General features: G+C 41.2%; 17 protein-coding genes. 3 read left to right on the plus strand and 14 right to left on the minus strand.

Annotated elements, in window-relative coordinates; genetic code table 11:
* Positions 1-300: 300 nt before the first annotated feature.
* A complete protein-coding gene (locus tag KO534_RS21450) occupies positions 301-1,170 on the minus strand; it encodes an EamA family transporter (RefSeq protein ID WP_215933178.1) in 870 nt (289 codons plus the stop codon).
* 222 nt (positions 1,171-1,392) lie between these two features.
* Here KO534_RS21450 and gloA point away from each other — a divergent pair, with 222 nt between their 5' ends.
* Entirely contained in the window at positions 1,393-1,941 is a 549-nt protein-coding gene (gene gloA / locus KO534_RS21455; RefSeq protein WP_215933180.1) for a lactoylglutathione lyase, read from the plus strand.
* A 99-nt stretch (positions 1,942-2,040) separates the two neighbouring features.
* Here gloA and KO534_RS21460 read toward each other — a convergent pair whose 3' ends face one another.
* From KO534_RS21460 to KO534_RS21480, 5 genes are all read right to left on the minus strand, one after another.
* Positions 2,041-3,156 (minus strand): patatin-like phospholipase family protein, encoded by a 1,116-nt coding sequence (locus KO534_RS21460; RefSeq protein ID WP_215933182.1) that lies wholly within the window; start codon positions 3,154-3,156, stop codon positions 2,041-2,043.
* Between the two features lie 277 nt (positions 3,157-3,433).
* Entirely contained in the window at positions 3,434-3,994 is a 561-nt protein-coding gene (locus KO534_RS21465) for a hypothetical protein (protein WP_215933184.1), read from the minus strand.
* 276 nt (positions 3,995-4,270) lie between these two features.
* Complete coding sequence (locus KO534_RS21470) at positions 4,271-5,254, minus strand: reverse transcriptase family protein (RefSeq protein WP_215933186.1); 984 nt, start codon at positions 5,252-5,254, stop codon at positions 4,271-4,273.
* Between the two features lie 823 nt (positions 5,255-6,077).
* Positions 6,078-7,166, minus strand: a complete 1,089-nt coding sequence (locus KO534_RS21475) for a site-specific integrase (RefSeq protein WP_215933188.1) — start codon at positions 7,164-7,166, stop codon at positions 6,078-6,080.
* On the minus strand, positions 7,163-7,339 hold the full coding sequence (locus tag KO534_RS21480; RefSeq protein WP_215933191.1) for an excisionase: 177 nt from the start codon (positions 7,337-7,339) through the stop codon (positions 7,163-7,165). Before KO534_RS21480 ends, KO534_RS21475 begins: the two co-directional genes overlap by 4 nt.
* A gap of 102 nt (positions 7,340-7,441) precedes the next feature.
* On the opposite strand from KO534_RS21480, the gene KO534_RS21485 reads away from it, so the two are divergent.
* A complete protein-coding gene (locus KO534_RS21485) occupies positions 7,442-8,413 on the plus strand; it encodes a hypothetical protein (protein WP_215933193.1) in 972 nt (323 codons plus the stop codon).
* 20 nt (positions 8,414-8,433) lie between these two features.
* Here KO534_RS21485 and KO534_RS21490 read toward each other — a convergent pair whose 3' ends face one another.
* From KO534_RS21490 to KO534_RS21505, 4 genes are all read right to left on the minus strand, one after another.
* Positions 8,434-8,808, minus strand: coding sequence for a hypothetical protein (locus tag KO534_RS21490; RefSeq protein ID WP_215933195.1), 375 nt, complete (start codon positions 8,806-8,808; stop codon positions 8,434-8,436).
* A 22-nt stretch (positions 8,809-8,830) separates the two neighbouring features.
* Entirely contained in the window at positions 8,831-9,418 is a 588-nt protein-coding gene (locus KO534_RS21495; RefSeq protein ID WP_215933197.1) for a DUF6036 family nucleotidyltransferase, read from the minus strand.
* Positions 9,419-9,506: 88 nt separating this feature from the next.
* Positions 9,507-9,947, minus strand: a complete 441-nt coding sequence (locus tag KO534_RS21500) for an SEC-C metal-binding domain-containing protein (protein WP_215933199.1) — start codon at positions 9,945-9,947, stop codon at positions 9,507-9,509.
* A gap of 41 nt (positions 9,948-9,988) precedes the next feature.
* Positions 9,989-11,767, minus strand: a complete 1,779-nt coding sequence (locus KO534_RS21505; protein ID WP_215933201.1) for a replication endonuclease — start codon at positions 11,765-11,767, stop codon at positions 9,989-9,991.
* Positions 11,768-12,017: 250 nt separating this feature from the next.
* Between KO534_RS21505 and KO534_RS21510 the strand changes: the two genes are divergently transcribed.
* Entirely contained in the window at positions 12,018-12,935 is a 918-nt protein-coding gene (locus KO534_RS21510; protein ID WP_215933203.1) for a hypothetical protein, read from the plus strand.
* 587 nt (positions 12,936-13,522) lie between these two features.
* Here KO534_RS21510 and KO534_RS21515 read toward each other — a convergent pair.
* The 4 genes from KO534_RS21515 to KO534_RS21530 form a co-directional block, all read right to left on the minus strand.
* Positions 13,523-16,636, minus strand: a complete 3,114-nt coding sequence (locus KO534_RS21515; RefSeq protein WP_215933205.1) for an efflux RND transporter permease subunit — start codon at positions 16,634-16,636, stop codon at positions 13,523-13,525.
* Between the two features lie 53 nt (positions 16,637-16,689).
* Positions 16,690-17,628, minus strand: a complete 939-nt coding sequence (locus KO534_RS21520) for an efflux RND transporter periplasmic adaptor subunit (RefSeq protein WP_215933207.1) — start codon at positions 17,626-17,628, stop codon at positions 16,690-16,692.
* Positions 17,625-18,947 carry a TolC family protein gene (locus tag KO534_RS21525; protein ID WP_215933209.1) on the minus strand — a complete coding sequence of 441 codons (1,323 nt, stop codon included), beginning with the start codon at positions 18,945-18,947 and terminating at the stop codon, positions 17,625-17,627. Before KO534_RS21525 ends, KO534_RS21520 begins: the two co-directional genes overlap by 4 nt.
* 71 nt (positions 18,948-19,018) lie before the next feature.
* Complete coding sequence (locus tag KO534_RS21530) at positions 19,019-19,414, minus strand: hypothetical protein (protein ID WP_215933211.1); 396 nt, start codon at positions 19,412-19,414, stop codon at positions 19,019-19,021.
* Positions 19,415-19,497: the final 83 nt, after the last annotated feature.

The following is a 19,497-nucleotide window of genomic DNA, read 5'->3' on the forward strand; positions in this document are numbered from 1 at the left end:
CTTTACTGCCATCCCTCACCCTCGTCATTCCGGCGGTCTTTACAGCTATCGCTCACCCTCGTCATTCCGGCGGTCTTTTGGCCGGAATCCACTTTTATTGTTTTTACATTAATAATTTATCAATCGATTATTAAAAGTTTTCTTAACTGATCGGCATTATGCAATAGGCTGCTTTAAAATGCTCGCCTGTTACTAATGAACGCTTAAGCCAGAGGCCTATCAGTTGGGGTAAGGTGCTCAGCCTCATCTTTTATGAAATGTGGCTAATTAGATAGGTGTGAGTTATCAGATTAGCTAGGATTACACTCCCATGTCGATGGCCTTTTTAGGTGTAAAACTGCTGCCGATTGAAGCGATAATGATTAACACAATGGCAGCCCATTGTAATAGGGTCAAATGTTCGCTTAGTATAGCGAGACCCGCCAATGCGGCAATCGCTGGCTCTAGGCTCATAAAAATGCTGAAAGTTTGCGTCGGCATATTCCTAAGAGCAACCATTTCCAACGAGTACGGCACAGCACTCGATAATACTGCTACCAATAAACCAAGGGGCAACACTTCCCAACTAATTAACGCTAAACCTTGACTCACCGCGCCAATTGGCACAATCACAATGGCCGCAACTGTCATGCCCAGTGCCACGGTGATTCCGCCTGACGCTTGTTTATCGGTACGTGTGCCAAACAATATGTATCCCGCCCAACAAGCTCCCGCACCTAGGGCCATTAATACCCCGCCAATATCTAATCCGTGAGCCTTAAACAAATTAGGCATCAATAGAAAAATACCAATGGAAGCACACGCTACCCAAAATAGATCGCTTTTACGTTTCGAAGAAAACAAAGCCACGGCTAAAGGTCCAGTAAATTCAAGGGCCACAGCTATACCTAACGGAATGCGTTCAATAGATAAATAAAACAGAATATTCATGCCACCTAAACACAAACCGTAAACAATAATACTGCGCCAATCTCTGCCCTGTGGCAGTTTCCTCCATGGTCTAAAAATCACCCAAAGTAATACAGCGGCAAAACCTAAACGCAGCGCAGTTGTACCCTCAGGACCGACCAAAGGAAAAAGTTGTTTTGCAATTGACGCACCAGACTGAATAGTCACCATAGCCAATAAAACACAGACTATTGCAGTCACAAGTATACGATTGATTTGCATCGAGAAATGGTCCTGAAAATTAAGGGGTTAAAGTGCCGGCATTCTATCAGAGGAAATTTAAATTGGTCAGTAATTAATGTTGTTAAGATAAACCGCCATATCAACTGTCGTCATCATTTTGTTACATGCGGTTGTGAATAGAGTTTAGTATCCCCATTGTGTACAACAGCATCAATATCAAAGAATCAAAACCAAAGAATTAAAAGTTAAGGAGCGGAGTTTATGAGTCGTCATTTTGATAAGGCCGATGGTCTATATGAAGAAAAAGATGCAGCCACAGACGGCTTTGTATTTAACCAAACAATGTTGAGAATTGCCGAACCTAAGCGTTCATTGGATTTTTATACCCGTGTAATGGGGATGACTTTACTCAAACGCCTAGATTTTGCCGATATGAAGTTTAGTTTGTACTTTTTAAGTGCAGGGGAAGATTTTTCAGATATAAGCGATGATTCAAGCACTCGTACCGCACAAACTTTTGGACGACCAGCCATGTTAGAGTTGACTCATAACTGGGCTGACTCAGCAGAAAACACGCAATATCATAACGGTAATAGTGAGCCCAAAGGGTTTGGGCATATCGGTTTTCACGTGCCAAACCTTGAAGCTGCTTGCCAACGCTTTGAAGCGTTAGATGTGCCTTTTCAAAAACGGCCTAACGAAGGTGCCATGCAAGGCATCGCTTTCATAAAAGATCCCGACGGATATTGGATAGAAATATTTGATGCGAATTACGTTGCCGAGTCCATTAAAGCGCATTTACAAAACTAAAAACGCTATCAAATCGAAGTGGGCACGAGGACTCGAACCCGAAGGTACCTATTTCTTCAAGTGTCGGGTCACGATTACAACTAAATATTTTGCCTCAACTTAGGCCGACAAACGTTGGCCAGTATCGGGTTGTTGTGAAGTTAGCTGGCCTACAATATTTTCGCTAATTACTTCACTTGTGTCGCGATGAGCATTCATTTCGTCGTGTTTACGCCGAGCATATTTCCTCGCTTCGAAACTTTTTTCTGCATGTTGCTGCAAAAAGACTTTACCAGCGGCGATCCCCAATTTGTGATCATGTTTTAAATCGTTATCTGTGCTGCCTAACAATTTGCTTTGAAGTTTTTCCGTAGCAAAAATTTGCAGGATCTCAACATCGGCTGGTGGATTGGCAATAAATGCTAACTCCTGCTGATAGGCTGTTTCGTGCTGGACTAAATAATCAAGGGTTTTAGGGCAAAAACCTGAGGTACACACCAAAGATCTAAGTTTATGTACCCAAGCTGATTGCGCTTGAAAATGAGCATCGGCAGTGCGGATCACCACAATTTTGCGAGCGCCTCGCTTGTAGGCCTCATTTACGGGGAGTGGCGCTGCTAAACCACCGTCAAGGTAAAAGTCTGTTTTGGACGATGGGGCGCTATGGTCGGTCTCTACTGCTGGTTCATTGGCTGCAGTAGTATCTAACCACGGCGTAAGTTTAACCCCTTGTTTGTATAAAAAAGGCAAGGCGCTAGAGGCTTTCAGCAGTTCACGCCACTGCTGGCTTTCGCCTGTTGGACTTAAAAAGTAAGGGCGTCTATCTCGGGCGTTAGTCGCAGTAATGTATAGTTCACGCTGGCCTAACGTACGCCTAGCGGTTTGGAAATCGATAGCACGATTCGCTTCGGTCGTTTTATCGAAGTACCAATCCAAATCTACTATGTGTTTACCTACTAAACCTCTGCCTAAATGAAAGAAACGTTTATGCCGAGATAAACCGCGGATAAGTCGTTTGGCGTAGCCTTTTTGCTTTGCTAAATAGCTAGTTAAGTTTTGTGAACCTGCAGACGTGCCGAAGAACATATCGAAGGGATCGTAATTTTCTTGTAGCCAAGCGTCTAATACCCCAGCCGTAAATATCCCGCGCTGTCCACCACCTTCCGCAATCAAAGCAAGCTTAGGCTTTGCTGTTTGGTTAGAATTGATGGTGCGGCTTGAAGCTAGGGATTTCATGATGACCTTCTTGTTGTTGTGCTATTAATAATCTTAATAGCGCTATATTAAATAAGATCATGGCTATGGGATAATTGAAACAATCAATTGATTCGATAGATAAAATTGTAGTGTTAGGCGGGCTGTAGATAGGTTGCTTAAATTCAAATGCTGCGACTATGGGGGCAAATCTATAAGTATTGAGTACCAGGGTGACAACCATATCCACAGCGAGTCCGCTATCGATAACAAAATAGCCGTCAACGAGCGGCTATTTCGAGTAAAGTTTTTTAAACTACTATTTGGACGACTGGTTAGCGTGCCTAGTTAACCACTGTTGGCGCGCTGCTAGACGGTCAGCATCTGTTGGTGTTGAGTCACTAGCCAATTCTGTAGCGATTTGTTCAAGCAATTTATCCCGCTCTGCTATTAACTTGTCGGCATTTGGGAATAAATCTTTGGCTTGGGGGTATTCAGTTTTAATTGTTTCGATATCCAGTAATTCATAATAAGCCTTCTCGATGGCATCATTAAATTGGCTGCGCTCGGCCTGAAAAATCACATAGTCTTTCGCTGCGTCTGAATTAATATAATCGATGTCTTCACTCGGCATGCCAGCCTCTTTTGCGACAGCTAACGCCTTGTCTAACCACTCTTCAATTGCTTCTTCATCGCTTTGCAACATCGCCTGCTTAACACCTTCCACCAAATCCGAAGCTGAAAGAATCTGTTCTCGGGTAATAACCGGTAAAACAGACACTGGCTCATCGCTGATTTTTGGTTGCTGTGGATCTGGGTTCGAAAACCACAGGGCTGCGCCAATAGCTATTACAATAACGAGGGCGACTATCACTTTCATGTGCTTACCTTTTCAATATTGAACCGAAGAATAGGCTCAAACGACAGAATTTATTTAGCCGGCAAGACTAGCATATTTTTACTCTTTAGTGAGCATTGGTGATTCGGATGTTTGTTAAATTTGCAATATTCGGGGCACGATCGATTCGCTTCATGTAAACCTAATTCAGCTCGGAATAAAGAAACAAAAAAGGCTTATCTTTCGATAAGCCTTTTTCTATTTGGTGCTGGCGGGAGTTGAACTATTATTTTTTATATTTAAATCAGTAGTTTGCATCTAATCTTTTTTCCCAGTGACAGCTTGTATTCCATACTTTTTTCTTTCTTCACATAATTCTTTAGTCCACAGCTTGTAGTTTGGACTTATTTGGTTAGCGCAGCTTACGAGTCCTATAAACCTTTGATAAAAATTTATAGCTCCGTCTCTATCATTGCTCAAATTGTCAATAATTATACTTTTTTCCTTGTCATGATTTAACATTTTAACTCTTAATTTGTTTGGAACTAACATAATATTATTTTTAAGAATAACACCAGTTACTAATTTAGGAGTCTCTTTATTATAAACTTGAAATTTATGTATAACATAATCTGAATTTTTATTGAAAATATGAACGATGCGATTCGTTAAATCCTTCGTCAGTTTATGTTTAGCCGAAAATGTAAGGTCGTCAACATATAAAGAAAAGCTAATTTTGCGCTTCTTGCAAAAACTTTCAATTTGGTTAAATAGGTGAAGGTTGCAGAAAAATGCTAAGTTTTGTGACAATGAACTGCCAGTTGGTATGTGACTATTAAAAGTACACAACTTGGTCATTACTTTTGCTAAGTCAGGAGCCATTCTGAAGGTATTTACAAAGCATTTATAAACATATTTTGCAGACGTTTTTTCATAGTACTTTTGGATGTCCATTTTTCTCATATAGTCAGTTTCAACATGATACAAAGCATTACTTACATTTGAACGCCTTTTTACACCCGAGAAAAGGTAACCAGGCTTTTCTATTTTAGATAGAAATTTTTGTACTTTCTTATGAATTCGATTTAATTGAGGTTTTGGAACTTGTATTTTTCGTTGTACGATCTGCTTACTACCTTTTATAATTTTTTCTTGATTAATATGCGAAGTGTAGTAATTGTTGTTCGGTTGCAATAATAATTTTTCTAGACTTTTCTGAGGACAGTCTAAAATTTTTGCTAATCTCTTGAAAGAACGAAGTTTATAAAGGGGAGATTGATTTAGATGATATTGTTTTTCCATTTAAAAATAAGCTTCCAATCTTATAAAACAATTTATTGATAATACGAAAAGTAGAACTAGTAAGTCGGGAATGTTCACCTTGAATTATGCAAAACATAAATACTTCTAAACTAATGCCAATAAAAGATGAATAATAAAGGCAAATTTTGTTTATAAATACAGAATTTCTTAACAGGCTAACGTCTATTTGCTCAATAGACAAAAGATCTTCAACTTCAATGTTACAGGCTTGAGCTACACTAATAGCATCAATTCCAAGTAAATTTCTGATCATTAATAAGTTCATAATCACCTATATTAGGTATACGCAAGGGAGTAACCCTAGCCCTAGCAAATTTAAGCTACAAGTTTGGCACTAGTACTCCGAGGTACGTTAAGCATGCAATGATAGATATCCTTATAATTACTTTAAGTGCAAAGTAAAAACCATATAAGAATAGTCTAACCACTAAGATCCGCCACTTTGTAGCTTTTCTCAAACTCTTAGGTTGTTCGTTGGTTTTGCGATCAATAATTTTCATATTTTCTCCATCAAATGATTGGTTTAACCCCTCAAGACAATCTTGAAGGTCCACTATAAACCTTTCATCAGGAGTGGTGAGTTACCAACAAACTTTACTCCCCGACAACCTAGCGGCGATCCACTCGCCGCTTACCGGGCACGCCAGTGACTTTTGGCCAGAGCGCGTTACCGGTTCAGGTAGAACATAACTGTTCCTCGAATTAACATTTTTGAGCATAAGCTCTGTGGTTAAATTCACCTTTTTATCGCCCAATAAGGTTACCCTCTATGCAGATGGGCTGTCAATTAATAGTTCTAAAGTTACTGAGAGATTTTATTTTGTGAAGATTCTGGTATCCATCGGCCATATGTTTTTCTAATCATTCCCCAGTCAGCATGCCCCATCTGGGAAGCTACCCACATGGGGTTTTTCCCAGACGTAAGCATCATTGATGCGAATGTATGGCGACATTGATAAGGGTAGCGATATTTGACACCAATTTTATTAAGTGTCGGCTTCCAAACATATTTACGCAACCCGTCAGCATATTTGTAAGTGGTATTCGTTTTTGGATCAATAAATACTCTATATTCATCGCAATATTTGGAATTAATAATTGATTTTAAGGCTTGAATTGCTTCAAATTGCATCTCAATAGTTCTTATACTTCCTTTGGTTTTAGGCTCTTTCTCTTTGTTAAGTGTTATATTTTTGCGAATATGAGCAACACCTTTATCTAGGTCAACATCTTGCCAACGCAATGCCAATAGCTCACCAGTCCTAAGTCCTGTCCAAATGGCAAATTGGAAGAATTCACGATAAGGTGTTTCGAGAGCATCGAGTATTTTAGCTATTTCAACTTTAGTGAAAGGCTCAGGCTCTTTTTGGTCTTGTTTGTAACGTTCTATTCGTTCCGCAGTATTGCTATCAATAACACCATCAAAAAATGCACGTTTAAATATTTGGTGTATGACGTTGCGAGCTTCATTAATGGATTTACCAGACAATGTTTGTTTAGATGCCCACTCGTCAAACATACTGGCTTTGAAATCTTTTAAACGCATATGACCGAAGTTAGGCTTTATGTATGAATTATATTTTTGGCTGTAGCCACGAATCGTAGTATGAGACCAATTACGTTGTTTTTGCTGAAACCAAATACTTGAATAGTCATCTATGGTAAAAGCGTCTGATTCACATTTAAAAGCTTTTTGTAAAATTTTACTGTTTGGATATTTATCAAGTGATGATTTATCACTAATACTTATCGCTGTTTTATAAATGGTTTCTTGCTCTGAAATTCTTTTTTTAGTCGTTTTATTGTGTAATGCAGGAATAGTTTCTGTATATCTTTCATTATGTAGAAAAAACTTTATTAGATACCCGCTTTTAACTTCAGTAACACTCATAGTTTTTTACCTTCTATCCATTTATTAATCATTTCAACGTTCATCATCAATCGCCCGTCGGGCGCTTTTATGTAGTGAATGGTTTTATGCCAGACTCCTTTTTTAACCTTGTTGCGGATTGCTTCTGGCGTGTAGCCAATCATTTCTGAAAGTTTATTGGTTGTGACATACATGTATTTACTCCTGTTGGTTTAGACAGGGGTAGATTGGTACTCAAAGGTCTGGTAAAACAGATACCCAACCGGTTGCGTACCTGTCGTTTTTAGGGAGTAAAAATGAGAAAAAATGTTGATATTCATGAGTTTAAGAAAGTGTTGTTGTTGTCTCAGGAATATTTTCAACAGAACATTAATTCGTTATTTAAGCCGGCAGAGATACTATTTGCGTTGGTAGAAGATACATTAAGGCAACTGAATGAAGACATTTCAAACGTTAATATCGTTTTTGATTACTTAGAAATTCATAATTTAGTTTGGCCTCGTTTGGATAAATCAGAAGCCGCCAATGCATCTAGGAAAGTAAGAGATCACAGGAAAAAGATATTCGAAATTCTAGCTGAAGATGGCGATTTTTCTCAGTTTTTAAAGGAAAGAAATATAGATATTCGACTGACTTTTGAAAGCGATGATTCAAAAGGTGGAACCACGACCAAAATGTGGCTAGGGCTTACTGACTCAAATAAGAATCTTAAAAATTCAACCTGTGGAGTAGCTATCTACAAGGCAATCGATCTTAAAAAGCCATTTTTTTGGGTACAACCAATGACCAATACAACACTCAAAGGATGGGGAATCTTAGCATTTCTTTTAATACCCGTTTGTGTTGTTTTGGGTATACCCTTTTTGTTGTTTTCAATAAGCAAAGTTCAGTCCTCAATTTTCGCAGTATTTGCAGTAATAGTAATTATTCTGCTCTGGCGTTTCGGCTATATAATTTATGAGCTCATAACAAAAGGAGTAGCAAGTGCCCCTGATTGGATGGTTCGCTTGTCTGAACAAAATGCTATGTTTACAGTCAATAGAGAGGCCGCAACTGACGAAGAACAGCGTAGACATAAGATTATTGAATTAGTCATCTATGAGGCTGAATGCCCGACATGTAAAGACTCTTTATATATTGAAAAGGGAGGTAAAGAATTCAACGGCCGTTATATTGGCAAATGCACGTTAGCCCCACAAGAACATGTTTTTACATTTGATCATATTACTAAGCGAGGTGTGCATGCTAGAGGAATGAATAGTGATTGAATTCTTTACTCTGCATACAACTAAGCTACGTGTTGGTAACTTCTTCGCTGGTAGGGTAACAATGATTTAAATGAGTATTTTAAGTCTGAATTAACTCCCCAAGCCATTGCCAAGGCATCACTGCTATTTACAGTTTTTGATTGGCTATGTAGTTTAAGGGTAGGTAATACATAATCTCTAACTTGTTGCTTAGACGATAAAGGCGTACATGAATAACGAGATAGTTTGTCTAACACAAACCCTGCTTGGGCAAGATTATCAGCAGTAAAATTATCAGTAGCAGGAACAAAATTTTCATACCAAAATGCCAAAGCGACGTCCTTTAACCATTCTGAGGCTTTAGGGTGCTCTGGATTGAGTACTAATTGTTCAAACACTTGTTGTAAATTTTGCATTTGCTCGATTATCTTAAATAAACTAACTATTTTCGCATTCGATTATAACGTGACTAATATTTAACCGCAATTTTTCTGGATTAATAGAATAACCTGAAGCTTCTATCGCAAGTTCTTCAAATTCATCGAGTGTAAAATATCCTTTTTTATACAAAGCGACTATATCAGTGACATCATCGGCTTGGCAGCGTTCAAGTTTAGAAATAGCAATATCTATCGCAGAAACTAAATAGACATGTAAAACCGTATTGCCTGTTGAAAGTGGTATGACGCGTTCTTTGTAGTCAGGGTGTAAGGTTGGCAATCCAACATTAAAGGTATCATCTAAACTTAATACTTTGTCACCTTCTAGTGGGTCTGTGTAGTAAACGTCGTCTACTTCTAAAATTAGTGAGTGGGTATCTAGCTTTTTAGCCGAACTTATTTCAATATCAACATCATCACTGCCTCTTACATTGGTAAATAAATGAATAGCGCATCCACCAAAAATAAACGCTTTAATTGCCCCGTGTGTTTGAGCTTCGTTTAAATGAATGACTAATTTTTCATTAAACTTTTCGAATAATTCAAAAATAGCAGAGGCTAAAGGCGTGTCAGTATATAAGTTCAAATTAATCCTAAGACAGTTGCAATAAATAGTAAGCCAAGAGTGTAATGTCTTGGCAATACAATTACCAAATTGTTAAAGAGCTATATTCCTAAAATATTTCAGGTGACGACATAAAACGTACAGCACCAAATTTCTCTCTAGCGGACTCCATTGCTAATTGCTCTGAATCATAAGGGCCACTGAATTTAACTTCGTTACCAATGTTTGCAGTGATCACCCATTGTCCTTTGCCCAACTGGAGCAGTGGGAAATCTACCTTTGAATTTATCTCTCGTTGTATATCTCTGTTAACAGAAGACACCATGCAGCACAGCCCCTCTTCTGGCAGTTCAAATGGGGATTCACCCTCGGCCCTTGCTTTGTTGTAACCAAAGTACTGAATTAATACTGGGTCTTCTATATGTTCATCGTTTGTACCTAAGGCTCTTTGTTTAGATAAAGCTTCTTTAACCTGTGAAGAAATAAGGCAGCATTTTTTGTACTTTTTGCCACTACCACAAGGGCATATTTGGTTTCTTTGTATTTTCATATTTACTCTTTTTTTAGTTTTAATTTGTACCGTACAGTTATTTACACAAGTCCAAGGTCAAAGCGACCACCCGCTGAAGATTGCTCACTCGCGCCGGCCCGCGCGTGTGAGCAATCATCATCAGGTGGTGACGGTTTTATAGTCCACAGTTTGCGTTTGATAGGGACGAAATTATTCCCAATTTTGAATCCTGTGATTTGAGAGGACAATGATTGACCATAGCGACCTGTGCGAAATACTAGTTCACCGGTTTCATAATCAATGTCACTTGGAGGCAAGACATATTCAAGTTGAATAGGGCGTTCTAGGCGAGTTTTATTGATACCACCCATAAGCATCACGTAAGCCGCCCAATCTGACGCATCAGCTGCCATGCGGCAAGCTTCTAGTTCTTGATTCTCTTGTGCTTCTGCGCGACGTAGTTGTCGCCACAATGTCACACTTGGGCCACCAATGAATTGAAACTGGCGAATACCATTGAGGTTTGCCCACGCAGTTATCCGCTGAGCTGATGATTTGGCTTCATTGCCGTATGAGTCGGTTTTGATAAACTCACCATCAATATTTTTAGCCACATACTTAGCTATATAACCAGCCGCATCACCTTTGGCGGGATCGATAGGAACGCATTTATATCTGTGTTTTTCAGCCCCAGCCTCTTTACCATCTTCCTGCATTGCATAGTGTTGAATTATTTCTCTTGAACGCTTGCGGAATTCTGGGGCTGTAAATAGCAATAAATGCCAATGCGGTGTTCCATCATGATGAGGCTCACTCACTCTTATGCCGTATATTTTAATTTGCTCTCTTTCTAGTTTTGCGCGAATACGAGCCCATACGTTGCAGAGATAGTTGTTTGCTTGTTTTGAGGTTGTATTGTCATATTTAGAATTCTTAATTCCAGTCGTGCTATGCGAGTGCATTTTTGAAGGAGTAGTGATGGTATAAAAATCGCCTACGTCACCATTAAATTCTGCAACTTCTTCAAAGCCTCTTATCCGAGTCATCATTTCACATCGACGAATTGCAGGATTTGATACATTTGTTTTAGCTATGTCAGCTAGAGAAAATGTTTGACCATCTTCATTCTCGATAAACGTATTTTCTAGGTATTCTTTTGATTGCTCTTTATGCCAACGCCAATTATCACGAGCATCATCACTACAGTAGATACCTTTTGATTTATTAATGATGCCAGTCATACGCCTAACTTGTTCAATCGCCCTAGATGAAGCCACGCGAATTTTCTTGAGCCAGTAGTCTTCACAGCAAAGCATATTGAGGTTAACGCTAATATCAGAGTTTGCAGGGATGCCGAGTTTGTAACGTGACATGAGTTGAGATGACAGTTTGTGAGCAAACCGTTCTGGAAAGGTTCGCTTGAATCGAGCGCATATTTTTGATTTTTCTTCAGAAAATATATGGTGATTTTGACTATCGACGAGATTTAAATCGTCTATTAGTGAGTGTTTCTCAATTTCCAACAAGAAAAGGTTGGCTTGTATATAATCCGCTTTTTCACTGATTCTTAAGTATTCGCGTGCAACTTCATTACATACAGGTAAATGATTTTGAAAGAACTTAGCACGGAACTTACGACATTCTTTTGTGCCTATGCCTTGCGTTATTCTGTCGGAATAAGTGTCAGCCTCGCGACATTCAATGACATATTTAAGCCATTCTGAGGACTTGTCAGGACTTTTATAGACCCAGAGGTGGGCTAAAGGATTGTGGCTGTATGCCTTGGTATGAAAGGGATGTGACGGTCTAGAAGGGTCTAGACCGTCATTCGGTTTGGTGGAGCTGGCGGGATGTGACACCCATTTTAAGTTAATTTTCTCCCCTACAGTACACGTGGTATAAGGATTCTTCAAGATCTGGAAAAGGCTTATTGTGTGACACTTCTGTGTGACACTTTTCGATTGTGATTTCTTGGTAGGGAACTGAACTGGCGTCCGTTTTATTTTTATGAGATTGAGGTATCTATGGTCTACTTAATATTTGTTTTGCCAGAAAATTCAATGTAGGTTATCCGTAGTATTTAAATTGGAAAAAAGGCACAAAACACACATGCCAGTACGTTCACCCAAAACAACCCCCAATCCTACGTTGATAAAGGCTTTAGAAAAATCTAGAAAGGGTCTTTCTGAAGGGAGACCAGTACAGACAAGTAATCGTTATATTAAAAGCTATGCTCCTTCATTACTTCCTGTAATTAAAAGTAGAGAAGATCTTTATATAACCCATTGTTTAGATGTAAAAGCTGAGCAGTATATTAACTTTGGATTAAGGGCTGCAGTTGCTGCCCTTGTGAATGAAACTTCGATAAAATCATCACCACTAGTTACAACTGCCATTACAATAAATTTCAATGCCGATTTTTCTGACAAAATCAGACGCGCTGTTGCAAGTAAAAAACCTGCACAATATTTCAATCACTTATTCCGCTCGAAAATAGCCATACCATTCGAGATAGATGATTATATTTACGTTTTGGAAGAATCTTCATCTGGACTGTTACATGTACACATCGTTTGTAATATTGAAGTTGGCATTGAAAAGAGCGTTAGAAAAGCGTTGTGGAATTCAAATTGGCTAAGATTCGACTCTACAGGAGTTAAGAGCCCAAAATCCGTGGATATAAGAAACCGGTATAAAGTGAGGATGTACAGAAGAGCGCTTAAAAAAAATGACGCTGAATTATTAGATATGGAAATAGAAACAGATCCAGCATTCTCTCTTTGGGAATGTTGTGATGTAAGGACAGGTTCAAACGGTAAAGACTACTGCGCTGTTTATCAAGCCAAAGAGTATTCACAGATAAATGTAGGATTTGCTGACTATCTGAGTAAATCTATTTCAGACAAGTTATTTTCAGGTGGAAAGAATTACGGCATGAGTCGCTCTCTTAAGACCAAGATGGAACCATATATTAAACAAGTGATTTCAGAAGGCAAAGAAGCTGGTGGAAAAGGTACTAAGTCCTAGGTATAAGCCAAGTAGCTGGTAGTTACGGCTACACAAAAAAACACCGCTCATAATTACGAAACCTTATACTCATGGCTGACGGTTGTTATGCTTGTTTAGGGAGCAGTCAACAGAAATTGCCCTGTAGTTAATTCTAAGCGTTAAATTTGGTTTTTCTAGTGGTTTTAGGTGTTTCTGTTGTTTTGCTCTTAGCGTGCGATATAGGGCGATTTAAGATGTGTTTGATCTTGATTCTCAAAGGAAATTCAAATATCTGGAGTCTAATAAAGGCATAAATTCAATTTTCCCCGTACTTACCCCTTTTTTACCCCCATTATTGGTGTTTTTACCGATACTTATATCTATGAATTGGCTCAATAGATTTTAACTTACACAAACTATTTTAAAAGTGACTGCAAAATCACTTTATACCTTACTAAGGATTCAGTGCGGAGTTCTGGAAAGTGAGATCTTTTTGCATCGTTCAATTTCATTGTCTAACCGGTTTTTAGCCAATTCATATTCTTTTTGATAAGTGATCATTTTCAGTTGATTTGAATTTTCAGACAAAGAGCACCGTATCTGCTGCGATACGGTGCCTAAAACAATCACACTTTGGTTGATTTCGAATGCATCATCCGATACAAAATAGGCAAAACGACCAATGTTAGAATGGTGGACGAGATGATCCCGCCAATCACCACCGTTGCAAGCGGTCTTTGCACTTCAGCGCCAGTTCCGACATTCAGTGCCATGGGAATAAAGCCTAAGCTCGCTACCAGTGCTGTCATCAAAACCGGACGCAATCTTGTGATAGCTCCGTCAACGATTGAGTTAATCAAATCACCTGTTTCTAGTACTCGCTGTTTAATAAATGACAACATCACTAAGCCGTTTAATACCGCAATACCAGAGAGCGCAATAAACCCGACTCCGGCAGATATAGACAGTGGCATGTCACGCATCCAGAGTGCGAAAACACCTCCTGTTAAGGCTAAAGGCACACCAGTGAAGATGATCAAGGCATCACGAAATGAGCCAAACACCACCACTAGTAACACAAGTATCAGGAAAAGCGTGGCCGGCACCACGATAGACAGTCGCTGACTGGCACTTTCAAGCTGTTCAAACGTGCCGCCATAATCCAGCCAGTAGCCTGCTGGTAGAGCTACCTGTTCGGTTATTTTGATTTTTGCTTCGTCAACAAAACTCCCTAAGTCGCGTTCTCTGACATTGGCGGTAACCACGACTCTGCGCTTACCGTTTTCTCGACTGATTTGATTGGGAACAGACGAGTAACCCAGCGTAGCGACTTCTGATAAGGGCACAAATTCCCCATCGGACGTAATAATAGGAGTGTTGCCAATGGCATCTAAGTTTGTGCGGATACCTTCATCAAATCGCACAAGCAACTCGAATCGTCTATCTCCCTCAAAAATTAAGCCAGCGGTATTACCCCCGATAGCTGACGCCAACCACTCCTGCAAATCGGCGACGTCCAATCCATAACGTGCCAATTCGATTGGCTTGGGGTTGATAGTGAAGATAGGGATATCATCTACCTGCTCAAGTCGTGCATCCGCCACGCCGTCTATTGATTGCAAAACCGTTAAGATGTCGTTTGCAGAGGCAACAAGCGTGGTTAAATCATCTCCGAAGACTTTTATACCAAGGTCAGCCCTTACTCCACTTATCAACTCGTTAAAGCGCATTTGGATAGGTTGGGTAAACTCATAGTTATTGCCTGTCACCGCTTGTAAGTCTCGCTCAAGGGTTTCCACGAATTCAGCTTTTGATAGGTCAGGATCAGGCCATTGGGCTCGTGGTTTTAGCATCACAAAGGTATCGGTTACGTTGGGCGGCATCGCATCGGTAGCTACTTCTGCGGTACCGGTTTTCGCAAACACTGTGAGTACCTGTTCGTATTCCATCAAGGTAGATTCAAGTGTTTTTTGCATTGCGACGGCTTGTTCAATACCTGTGCCCGGTATTCGCATGGCGTGCAGTGCGATGTCTCCTTCGTCAAGCTGAGGAACAAACTCAGAGCCTAATCGCGTTGCCAACCATAAGCTGCCTACTACTAGCACGACTGAGCCGACAAGCACTATCCAGCGTAATTTTAGTGCGAGGTGAATGATGGGGCGATAGGCGGATTTGGCTGCAACAATAATGAAACTTTCTTTTTCACTAACTTTACCGCCCATAAACATCGCGACTGCCGCCGGTACAATGGTAATGGAGAACAGCATCGCTGCTATCAGCGCCATGATGACCGTTGCCGCCATTGGCTGAAACATCTTGCCCTCAACGCCTGTCAATGAGAACAGCGGGATATACACCACAGTAATAATCAATACACCAAACAAGCTAGGACGAATGACTTCGTTGGTTGCTTGAAAAACCAGTTCTAGCCGCTCTTTTAGTGGCAAGACTCCACCTGTGCGTTTCTGAGACTCGGATAACCGCCTGATACAGTTCTCTACGATGATCACCGCACCATCGACAATTAATCCAAAATCCAATGCCCCAAGGCTCATCAGATTGGCAGACACACCGGTATTAACCATGCCTGTGATGGTCGCCAACATCGCTAGCGGTATAACTGCCGCAGTGATGAGCGCGGCGCGAATATTGCCAAGCAATATGAACAAGATCACTATGACTAATAACGCCCCTTCTACTAAATTCTTCTGAACCGTGTCGATAGCTTTATTGACCAGTAGGGTACGGTCGTAGACCGGCTCAATGACAATACCATCAGGTAAGCTGGATTGAATGTCCTTCACCTTTTTGGCAACGGATTGGGCAACGGCTCGTGAGTTTTCGCCGACTAGCATCATTGCTGTACCTAAAACGGTCTCTTCACCCTCCTGCGTTGCCGCACCCGTTCTCAGCTCCTTACCAATAGCTACACTGCCAATGTCTTTCACCGCAACGGGGACAGTATTAATGCGCTTTATTACCACATTTTCTATATCGCTAAGTGTCTGTAGTTGACCTTGTGAGCGCACCAGTATTTGTTGCCCATTTCGCTCAACAAAGCCTGCTCCCTGATTGGTGTTGTTTCGCTCCAGCGCACGATGGATATCACTTAGACTAATATCAAAATTCAGCATTTTCTGTGGTTCAGGATTCACATGATATTGTTTTACGTACCCACCAATGGCGTTGACTTCAGTGATCCCCTTAACCAGTGCGAGCTGCGGTTTTACGATCCAGTCGTGTATCTCGCGAAGCGCCATTGCATCGTACGGCTCACCGTTTTTTTGCAGGGCATTTTGCTTGGCTCGCAAGGTATACATGTAGATTTCGCCCAACCCAGTAGCGATAGGCCCCATTTCAGGCTCTAACCCTTCAGGTAGCTGACTTTTGATTGCACCCAATCGGGTATTGATGAGATTACGAGCAAAATACAGATCAGTGCCTTCATCAAATACCGCTGTTACCTGAGATAGCCCGTAGCGAGATAAAGAGCGGGTGTAGGACAGATCAGGCAATCCAGCCAGTGCTGTTTCTACAACGAATGTGATCCGCTGCTCGGTTTCCAAAGGCGAATAGCCCGATGCTTGTGTATTGATTTGCACTTGCACGTTGGTGATATCGGGTACCGCATCAATAGGTAATTTTTGATAACTGAATATCCCCATGCCCAGCACAAGGAAGATCAACATCAGCATTAAACCTCGTCGCTCTATGGACAAACGTAATATGGATTCAATCATGTGTTCGCCCCCCAATAACAGAGACGCCTGACCAAATAGATAGCAATGAGTTATTAATGATCATGACCGGCCTCCGACTTTTCTAAATCGGCTTTAAACAGGTAGCTGTTCTGGCTGACAATCACATCTGCAATGTGCAGACCTGATAACACTTCAATATTGTGGTTATCTTGTTGACCTAAGGTAACGGGCACGGGACGGTATTCGCTACCTTCTTTGACAAACACCACAGAAGCCCCCTCAAACTCTTGAATCGACGTTTTAGGCACCATCATGGCGACATCAAGGGTGTTGATTGTGACAAGCCCTTTGATAGCCGCGCCAACCGGCCACTGACCTGAGGTATTAGCTATTTTGGCATACGCCAAGACATAAGGCTTTTCATCGGGTGAGGGTAAGATATGTTGGATAGTGGTGTCTAACGCTGCCCCTGACAGGCTAAGCTGAACGGGATGCTGCGCTGCAATATCTGATAGCTGTTGAGGGAAGACTTTAAGCTGTGCCCACACGTCATCATAGTTAGCGATTGAAAATAACACTTGGCCATTGGATAACTCGCCTTCATTGGCATGTCTGGCAATCACTGTGCCTGAAAACGGCGCGGCAACAGGATAGCTTTTCAGGCTTTCGTTGGATTCAACTACCGCCAGTGTCTCGCCTTTTTTTACCTTGTTACCTAAGTTTGCATTGACCTTGGTCACCATACCGTCGAATCGTGCACGCACATGACTCAGTGAAGCCGGGTCGGTCACGATATTTCCGAAAACAGTGGTGGTGATATTGAGACTACCCGTTTGCACACTTTGCGTCATTACGCCCATTTTTTGCGCCATGCTATCTGACATGAATACGCGTTCGTCATTATGGGCTTCCTCTTTACCATGCTCGCCTTCTGATGCTTGTATTGTGGTGCTTGAAAACAATCCCAACGCACTGCAAACAATGAAAACTAACAGCGTGTTTTGCTTCTTAATTAATATATTTTTGTTCATTTTGTTTTTCTCGAAAAAGAGCTGTTGATCGTATCCACAAGAGGCTGTGCAGTCAGTGATTCGATATCTGCACCACGCTGATGAGCTTGCTTCGCTGATTGAATTAAGGCTTGTTTGGCACTGAGTAGTTCTTGACGTGTACTCACCCATTCAAGGTAGCTGAATCGACCGTTTATATAGGCTTGTTCTACTAATTCCAGCGCTTGGACTAAGGGTGGGATAATAGAGTTTTGCAGTGTCTGTACATTGAGCAGCGCATTGTTTCTGACCATCAAGGCCATATTTAGCTGATGGTATAGGCTTTGCGTCGCTGACTCTTTTTGTTGTTCCAGCTGTGCCTGAATTGCCCGCTGCTTTTCGTACTCGCCAAGATTTCGGTCACCGGCAAACAGAGGTATACTCACGCCTGCTACAAAGGCTGTTTCATCTATGCCATTCATGCGCCTGATACCAGCCGTCCAGCTTAAATCCGATTGATTAGCTGCTTGAGTAAGACGGACTTGGGATGCCTGCAATCTCGATGCTTGTGCATAGACCTCAAGATTGGGGCTGTCCAATAAGGTGGTAAAAAGCGCGGTTAACGAAGGAGATGATGGCAACGCAAATAAGTCACCCTCCACATCAGTAAAAGTGGGATCTTTTTCCCCCCACATAATAGCCAGACTATTTATCATGGCTTGCTTAGTTTGCTGTGCCGTCACCACATCCAGTCTGGCTCTTGCTAAAGCTGCTTCAGCGCGTTTCTGTTCAAATGCAGGGGAAGCACCTGCATCCACGCGTTTTGTGACTGCTTGATAGGTATATCGAGCAAGTGTTTCTGCATCTTTTTGCGCGTCAATTAACGCTTGTTGCGCCAGTACATCGATGTAGCGACGTGTCACTTCAGCCAGTACATCCAAGGTGTGAACTTGGTTTTGCGCTTCGACTAAGGTGGATTGCGCCTTAGCGAACGCCTTACGTGAGTGGAGTTTATTGCCCAATTCAATAACCGACGACAATGTGAGAGTCAGCTCGGTGTTCTTAATGCCAGAGACCTCGCCTGTTCCTAAGAAGTTTTCCACTTCAATGCCTACGTTGAGGGCTGGTTTGAGGGAAGCAGTTTTAATTTCTCCCTCAATTGCTTGTTGCTTGTATGTGAACTCATGCAACTCGGGCGAATTCGCTAAAGTTCGCTGTATGGCGCTTTGCAAGGTCATTTCGCGATTGGTGATACTGTTTGTTTGTGCTACTACCACGGTGTGTGTTGTCAAAAGGACAAGCATCGTGGAAATCACCCAAGCGTGCACACGCACAGGGCGACTCAATGAAAAATGCATCATTGTTTTATTCCTAAATTATCAAAAATATATATCGCCAAGCAGTTGGCGAACGGTGTTTGATTAGTTCAGGGTTATGCTTTAGGTGGGCGTAGTAATTGCGTGACCGGTGCATCTACTACTTTTGATAAGTAATAGAAACCGTGATGGGTGGCAACAGAAGCAAGTTCAATTGCGGTGTTATTTCCAAGCCATTGGGCATGGGTTCCATGACAGTGACCACAATGGTGGCAATCAGCAGGATTGTGAGAAATATCTACGGGGGCGTTATCAGTATCGGGATGTTCGATAGATTTTAGTTGCACCTGCGGCTTTTCAGAAGCGATATTATCGCCCAACTGATGCTCGTGTATTTCGCTTAGATGTTGCGAGTCGATAGCATGAAAATCCAAGGACTTGGCGACAGCAGAAAACGACTGAAACAAAATCAGCGAAATCAACAGGTAGCTTGTCACCCTTACACTAAACATATCTATCTACTCTCATCTTTTTCATATTAACAGGTAATCGAACTAAGACCAATCGACCAACCGAAACAAAGTATTTCAATCAT

Source organism: Paraglaciecola arctica (assembly GCF_018861065.1).
Lineage (GTDB): Bacteria > Pseudomonadota > Gammaproteobacteria > Enterobacterales > Alteromonadaceae > Paraglaciecola > Paraglaciecola arctica_B.